This is a genomic window from uncultured Sphingomonas sp., from assembly GCF_964235535.1.
In the GTDB taxonomy this organism is placed as follows: Bacteria; Pseudomonadota; Alphaproteobacteria; order Sphingomonadales; family Sphingomonadaceae; genus Sphingomonas.
In genome coordinates this window covers 1-6,533 of record NZ_CAXSBH010000080.1, presented here as the reverse complement: position 1 = coordinate 6,533, position 6,533 = coordinate 1, and the positions used below count along the sequence as shown (strand labels likewise).

The 6,533-nt window shown below is 68.3% G+C and carries 7 protein-coding genes and 1 tRNA gene; 5 read left to right on the top strand and 3 right to left on the bottom strand.

Annotation, left to right across the window (positions count from 1 at the left end):
* Together ACFE7F_RS15170 and ACFE7F_RS15165 are read right to left on the bottom strand one after the other, a co-directional pair.
* Positions 1 to 770 (bottom strand): TonB-dependent receptor (locus ACFE7F_RS15170; RefSeq protein ID WP_375404685.1); only part of this gene is annotated, 770 nt, incomplete at its 3' end.
* A 929-nt stretch (positions 771 to 1,699) separates the two neighbouring features.
* Positions 1,700 to 1,774: transfer RNA gene (locus tag ACFE7F_RS15165), tRNA-Gly, on the bottom strand.
* Positions 1,775 to 1,927: 153 nt separating this feature from the next.
* Between ACFE7F_RS15165 and ACFE7F_RS15160 the strand changes: the two genes are divergently transcribed.
* From ACFE7F_RS15160 to ACFE7F_RS15145, 4 genes are all read left to right on the top strand, one after another.
* Positions 1,928 to 2,824: a tetratricopeptide repeat protein gene (locus ACFE7F_RS15160; RefSeq protein ID WP_375404686.1), complete on the top strand. Its 897-nt coding sequence runs from the start codon at positions 1,928 to 1,930 to the stop codon at positions 2,822 to 2,824.
* On the top strand, positions 2,821 to 3,444 hold the full coding sequence (locus ACFE7F_RS15155; RefSeq protein WP_375404684.1) for an LON peptidase substrate-binding domain-containing protein: 624 nt from the start codon (positions 2,821 to 2,823) through the stop codon (positions 3,442 to 3,444). Before ACFE7F_RS15160 ends, ACFE7F_RS15155 begins: the two co-directional genes overlap by 4 nt.
* A gap of 111 nt (positions 3,445 to 3,555) precedes the next feature.
* Positions 3,556 to 3,723 (top strand): Trm112 family protein, encoded by a 168-nt coding sequence (locus tag ACFE7F_RS15150; RefSeq protein WP_375404683.1) that lies wholly within the window; start codon positions 3,556 to 3,558, stop codon positions 3,721 to 3,723.
* Complete coding sequence (locus ACFE7F_RS15145) at positions 3,720 to 4,109, top strand: hypothetical protein (protein ID WP_375404682.1); 390 nt, start codon at positions 3,720 to 3,722, stop codon at positions 4,107 to 4,109. The genes ACFE7F_RS15150 and ACFE7F_RS15145 overlap by 4 nt, the downstream gene beginning before the upstream one ends.
* Here the strand turns inward: ACFE7F_RS15145 and ACFE7F_RS15140 are convergent.
* Positions 4,106 to 5,329, bottom strand: a complete 1,224-nt coding sequence (locus tag ACFE7F_RS15140) for an FAD-dependent monooxygenase (protein ID WP_375404681.1) — start codon at positions 5,327 to 5,329, stop codon at positions 4,106 to 4,108. The two genes, ACFE7F_RS15145 and ACFE7F_RS15140, sit on opposite strands and share 4 nt — an antisense overlap.
* Positions 5,330 to 5,431: 102 nt before the next feature.
* On the opposite strand from ACFE7F_RS15140, the gene ACFE7F_RS15135 reads away from it, so the two are divergent.
* Positions 5,432 to 6,533: DNA translocase FtsK 4TM domain-containing protein (locus ACFE7F_RS15135; RefSeq protein WP_375404680.1), on the top strand; the 1,102-nt coding region annotated here is incomplete at its 3' end.

Below are 6,533 nucleotides of genomic sequence, written 5' to 3'. Positions count from 1 at the left end.
AGCGGGGTCAATGTTGGACGCCGATCCGGGGTCAAGATCCCGCGCCGGTTGACAAGCTTGTCGTCGACGAGCGGCCCGCTGACGCTCACCCGACCATCCAGGCGTCCGAAGTTTCCGTATGTGACCGCCGCGTTCACGTAGGGCGTGTTGGTGGGAATGCGCGTGATCATGTTCAGCGCGCCGCCCACGACGTTTTTACCGAAGATCGTACCTTGCGGCCCGCGCAACACCTCGATCCGCTCCAGGTTGAAGAGGTCGAAATCGAACGTCGCGACCTGGCCGATATAGATCTCGTCCACGAAGATGGCGACGCCCTGGTCGGTACCGGGTGAGTCCTCGAGCGACGCGGCTCCTCGCAGCGACAAGGTCGTTTGCGTCTTTAGGTTCGGTGAGAATGTGAACCCGGGCGCTTGCGCTGCGATGTCCTTGAGGTCGACGATCCGCTGTCGCTCGATCTGCTCGTTGCCGAGTACGGAAATGGCAATAGGCGTCTTCTGTAGAGACGTGCTCCGGCGCTCTGCGGTGACGATGATATCCCCCAGTCCCGCGCCGGACTCCTGAGGAGAGGTGTCTGTAGCGGGGCCGGCTCGTTGGGACGCTACGCCCTCCCCCTGACCCTCAGCGATGGACGGTGCCGAACCAGCCTCGACGGATCGTTGCTGCGAACTCTGTACAGGCGGCGGCGAGAGCTGAGCGTACCCTGAGCTCGCTACCAGACCGAGGCACGAAACGGACGAAGAAAGAACCAATCTACCGCATCGGATCCCCATAACATTTCCTTTCCAGTTACCGCTCCATCAACGGATCGTAAACGATCTCTGTGATCCCAGATTACTGACCCTTATTGGTTTGTAATGGGGGTTCGATGAAAGCGGCGCCGCACCTGATGACCGCGCCTGCTCACTGGTGGCAGGCCGATCCATACGTCACCTTACCCGATGCTCGGCTCGACTGAGGCAGGTTACTCAGTCCTGGGAATCAGCGGATTCAATCGATGAGCTAGACTGACGACTGCGGAACGAGAGTCGCCGAGCTATGCTATTAGAGGATCGCAGAAGGTTGGGTTTAGCCCCAAGGTTTCTCCTCTGGGAGCGTAACCGTCCAGCATTGACAATGGGCAAGGTCGCAGAGTGACACCATGCACACACCCGTCAGTGGGGCTGTTGCTATCTGTGCGATCTGCTTCTTCCGACGCGGATCTTAGATGGTGACGTCCACGGTACCATCGATCATGAACTGATCAAGCAACCCGCAAACATCAAAGCTTCATCTGGCTTTAGTTGATAAAACATCACGGCCGCACCGGCAGATCAATGCTGCAGGCCACCAATATGGACGTTTTGGCGACGTTTGTAGCCGCACCGCCGATGAGTGAATTGCGTTTTGCATATCTACGCTCTGCATCGCGAATCGGTACAATCTCTTTCCTGGCCACAACGCAGAAGCCCGGTGAGTCCCGATATTATTTTAACGGTGCGGCTAGGACAACGTGCGCTCATGGAGCTGGATAGTAAACAGAGGCACTGCAGGTGCTCTCGAGCGCCGTCGTAGCGAGTTAAGGCCGTCTTCGCTTTCAGCTAGGCCTACACCCGCCACAGGTCGCTCTACTGGAGCTAGGCGGTGCTTACCTATTGCTTACCTGGAACAGTTAAACAAAGCCAGGTAAGCACCACAGCGTTACCTAACCTATTAATAAGACTGGAGCGGGCGAAGGGATTCGAACCCTCGACCCCAACCTTGGCAAGGTTGTGCTCTACCCCTGAGCTACGCCCGCTCGGCGCCGGGCCCGGGACGTACCGGGCGGGTGAGCGCAGGCCGTTAGCAGCCGTCCCCACCCTTGCCAAGCCCCTTGGCTAAACCGCGCGTCCGGCCCACATGAGCTTCACGCAAGCATACGGAGAAGACCGCCTTGGCCACCACCCTCGGGATGAGCGCCGCCGACAAGACCGCCGTGGAGGATTTCCGCCGCGACGTGGTCGAGCCGTCGATGACCAAGCTCGTCATCATCGATTTCTGGGCGGAATGGTGCGGGCCGTGCAAGGCGCTGACCCCGCTCCTGGAGAAGGTCGCGGCCGCCTATGCCGACAAGGGCGTCGTGCTCGCCAAGATCGACACCGACAAGAACAAATTCATCGCGTCGCAATTCCAGATCCGCACCATCCCGACGGTGTACGCGATGCATCGCGGCCAGCTCGTCGCCGACATGACCAGCGCACGCACCGAGTCGCAGCTGCGGACCATCCTCGATCAACTTCTCAAACAGCTGCCGATCGACTCGGAAGCGGCCGACGCCGAGGCCGAGCTCGAACCGCTGATCGCGATGGCCGAGCAGGTGCTGGCCGACGGCGACGGTCCCCGCGCGCTATCGATCTTCGATCAGCTCGCAGAGATGGCTCCCGACCATCCCGCCGTCCTGTCCGGGCGCCTGCGCGCGCTCGTCGCGGCGGGCGAACACGCGGAGGCCGAGGCGCTCATCGCCGCGCTCCCGCCCGAGCTCGCCAAGGATCCCGGCGTCGCGCGTGCGCAGGCGGCGCTGGCGCTCGCCCGCACCGCGCCGCCCGTGGACGATCTCGGCCCGCTCGTCGCGGCGGTGAACGCCGACCCGGGCGATCTCGGCGCGCGTTTCACGCTGGCGAACGCGCAGATGGCGGCGGGCGACCGCGACGCCGCCGCCGACGGCCTGCTCCATATCATCGCCGCCGACCGCGACTGGGACGAGGGCGCGGCGCGCACCCAGCTTCTCCAGATCTTCGAGGTGGTCGGGCTCGTCGACCCCTGGGTCTCCGCCCAGCGTCGCCGCCTGTCCGCGGTGCTGTTCGGATGACGCGCGACCTCGCCGTGACGCGGCTGTCGATCTTCCCGCTGCCGGGCGCGATCCTGTTCCCCGGCATGCACCTGCCGCTCCATCTGTTCGAGCCGCGCTACCGGGCGCTCGTGTCCGACGCGATGGCGCGCGACCGCCGTATCGGCATGATTCAGCCCAAGGGGAGCGGCGATCGCCCCGAATTGTTCGACCTGGGCTGCGTCGGCCGCATCGCCGAGGTCGAGGCGCTCGATGACGGCCGCTACAATTTGATCCTGGAGGGCGTGGCGTTGTTCCGCGTCGTGCGCGAGCTCGACGTGTCGACGCTCTTCCGCCAGGTCGAGGCCGAACTGCTCGAGACCGCCCCCGACGAGACGCTCTCGCTCGGCCGTCGCGCCTCGCTGGAAGCCGAGTCGCGCCGCTTCGCCGAGGCTGCGGGCTATGCGGTCGATTGGGATCAGGTCGGCAAGCTCGACGACCAGACGCTCACCAACGGCATCGCCCAGATCGCCCCCTTCGACGCCGCCGCCAAACAGGCGCTGCTGGAGGCGGGCGACATCGAGGAGCGCGCCGAGCTGCTCATCCAGCTGATGCAGTTCTTCGGCCGCCACGACGGCGAGAACCGGGTCACGCTGCAGTAAGCTCTTCCCCCTTCCGTTCGCCCTGAGCTTGTCGAAGGGTCGTTTTTCTTGCCACGGTCGCGAGAAGGACGACGCTTCGACAAGCTCAGCACGAACGGATATCCTAAACCCATGATCGACCCCTGGCTCCTCGAACGCCTCTGCTGCCCCGTGACCCGCACCCCGCTCCGCTATGACGAGGAAGCGGGCGAGCTGGTGTCGGAAGCCGCGGGCCTCGCCTACCCCGTCCGGGGCGGCGTCCCCGTGATGCTCGTCGAGGAAGCCCGGCGGCTCCCGTGAACCCGGCCGACGACCTCAGCGGCGAGTGGCGCGGCATCTTCAACTACCCCGCCGCCCAACCCCCGACCGAGTTCACCGCGACCCTCCATGATGCGGGCGGCACCCTGTCGGGTCACACCGTCGAGCCGGGCTTGCGCGGCGGCACCGTCACCGCCCGCATCGACGGACGGCGGACGGGCCAGGCGGTCACCTTCAACAAGCTTTATGACGACGAGCGGGACGGCGACTACGACACCGTCGCCTATCGGGGCGCGGTCGACGCCGACGGCACCGAGATCGCCGGCCGCTGGACGATCCCCGGCGCTTGGTCGGGCACCTTCATCATGGTGCGCGAGCACGGGATCGAAGCGGAAATCGGCCTCGAAGCGACGGAGGAGGTCCGCTAGACCAGCGCGCCCCTGAGCAACGCCGGCAACTCCCCTGCCTCCCCCCGGGCCTCCGCCATGAAGGCGCGCTTGAGCGGCTCGACCGCGTTCACCGCCGAGATGCCCAACCGCCTGACCGCGCTCGGCAACCGCCCCGGTATCCCGAACAGCCGCGCCAGCCCGTCGGTCGCCGCCGCGATCGCCCCCGTATCGAGCGCGCGCCACCGCTGGTACCGCGCCAGCAGCGCCGCGTCGCCCAGATCGAGGCCCGTCCGCTTGCCCTCCACCAGCACCTCCGTCAGCGCCGCCACATCGCGCAGGCCCAGGTTCAACCCTTGCCCCGCGATCGGGTGGATGCCGTGCGCGGCGTCGCCCACCAGCGCCAGCCGCTCCGCCGTGATCCGCGAGGCCAGGTGGAACCCCAGCGGCCAGCTCGCGCGCGGCGACGCCCCCGACAGCGCGCCCAGCAACCCGCCCATCCGCTTCCCCGCCTCATGCAGGAACGCCCGGTCCGACAGCTTGAACATGCCGCCCGCGTCTCTCGCCGCCACCGTCCACACGATCGCCGATCGGTGCCCGTCCGCGTCGTCGACCAGCGGCAGCAGCGCGAACGGTCCCGCCGGATAGAAGATCTCGTAAGCGACGCCCTCGTGCGGCCGCGCGTGGTGGAACGCCCCCACGATCGCCGCGTCGTCGTAGGCCCACCGCGCGACGTTGATCCCCGCGGCCGCCCGCGTCGGCGAGTTCCGACCCTCCGCCGCGACCAGGACGGCCGCGCGCACGACCGCGCCGTCATCCAGCGTCGCCGTCACGCCGTGCTCGCCCCGATCGACCGCGACCGCCGCCGTCCGCATCCGGAGGTCGACCCCCGCTTCGCCCATCGCGCCGTGGAGCGCCCGCCGCAGAGCGCGGTTCTCGTACATGACGCCCAGCGCGCCGTCCCCCGCGTCCGGCGTGAAGTCGAGCCGCCCCGGCGCGAGCCCGTCCGACACCCGGATCGACGCGATCGGCTGCCCCAGCCCCTCCAGCCGCGCCCCCACCCCAATCGCGTCCAGCATCCGCCCGCTCGCCGACGCGATCGCCGACGCCCGCCCGTCGAACCCGGGCGCGAGCGTCACAGCCGGATCGGCCGGATCGACCACCACGCAGCTCACGCCATGTTTCGCCAATGCCAGCGCCAAGGTCGAACCGACCAGCCCTCCGCCAAGGATCAGGACGTCGGCTTGCGTGGTGGTGCTCATCAGCCACGTCCCTACTCGCACCGGCCGCGCGCGCCAACGGCCGCCTTGACGCCGCAGGTTACCCCCGCGATGCTTTTCACCGGTTTTACGGGGGGTACGGGGATGGCGAGCCAAGCGCAGCTCGGGCGGGCGAGGCGGGACGGCCTGTGGCGTGAGACGGTCAAGGCCGGCGCGGTCCGCTCGGGCGCGCTCGTCGCCAGCGTCGCCCTGTTTCTCCTGGCGGTCCTAGCCGCGCTCGCGCTGGCGAGCTACGCGCCGAGCGATCCCGCCATCAACACCGCGGGCGGCGGCCCCGCGCGCAACCTCATCGGCCTGCCGGGAGCCTGGTTCGCCGACCTCGCGCTGACCGTCTTCGGCCCCGCCGTCGCGCTCCTCCTCCCCGTCGTACCCATTGTCGCGCTCCGCCTGTGGAAGGGCCTGCCCGCCGGCGACTGGGTTCGGATGCTCCGCGGCTCCGCGCTCGGCGTCGCGCTGATGGCGACCGCTTTCGCGACCGTGTCCGACGACTCGGTGCTCGCGCTCCCCGCCGGCTGGGGCGGCGTCGTCGGCCTCGGCCTGACGGGCGCGGCGCAGTGGGCGACGAGCTTCATCGGCGACACCCAGGCCGAATGGTGGACCCTCGTCGCGTTCGGCGTCCTGTCCGGTTTGACCGGCGCGATCGTCTGGGGCCGCGCGGTCGAGATCGACTGGGCCGAGCTCGCCCGCCGCTCGCGCCCGACCCGCCGCGCCCGCCTCGCCGACGCCTATGCCGGGGAGCCGGGCGACGAGCCCCTCGAACTCACCCGCCGCCCCGTCGCCGACCGCGCGCCCAAGCCGGATCGCCCCGCTCCCAATAACGCCATCACCATCGCCGAGCGTGGCTCCTCACCCGCCGCGATGCCCGCTGTCCCCAAGCGCGCGCCCGTCGACACCAACGCCGCCTTCAAGCTCCCGGCGCTCGACCTGCTGACGCCGGCAGCCCCCGCCCCCAAGGGCGCGGTTGACCGCCCCGCGCTCGAGCGGAACGCCCGCCTGCTCGAGTCCGTGCTCGACGACTTCCACGTCCGTGGCCAGATCACCGAGGTCCGCCCCGGCCCCGTCGTCACCATGTACGAGCTCGAACCGGCGCCGGGCATCAAGGCCAGCCGCGTGATCCAGCTCGCCGACGATATCGCGCGCAACATGTCCGCCATCTCCGCGCGCGTCGCCACCATCCCCGGCCGCA

Bases quoted from the DNA above. Each gene is read 5' to 3' on its own strand.
- ACFE7F_RS15160 (WP_375404686.1), top strand. From the start codon at position 1,928: ATGAGCGCCGCCGACAAGACCGCCGTGGAGGATTTCCGCCGCGACGTG.
- ACFE7F_RS15155 (WP_375404684.1), top strand. From the start codon at position 2,821: ATGACGCGCGACCTCGCCGTGACGCGGCTGTCGATCTTCCCGCTGCCG.
- ACFE7F_RS15150 (WP_375404683.1), top strand. From the start codon at position 3,556: ATGATCGACCCCTGGCTCCTCGAACGCCTCTGCTGCCCCGTGACCCGC.
- ACFE7F_RS15140 (WP_375404681.1), bottom strand. From the start codon at position 5,329: ATGAGCACCACCACGCAAGCCGACGTCCTGATCCTTGGCGGAGGGCTG.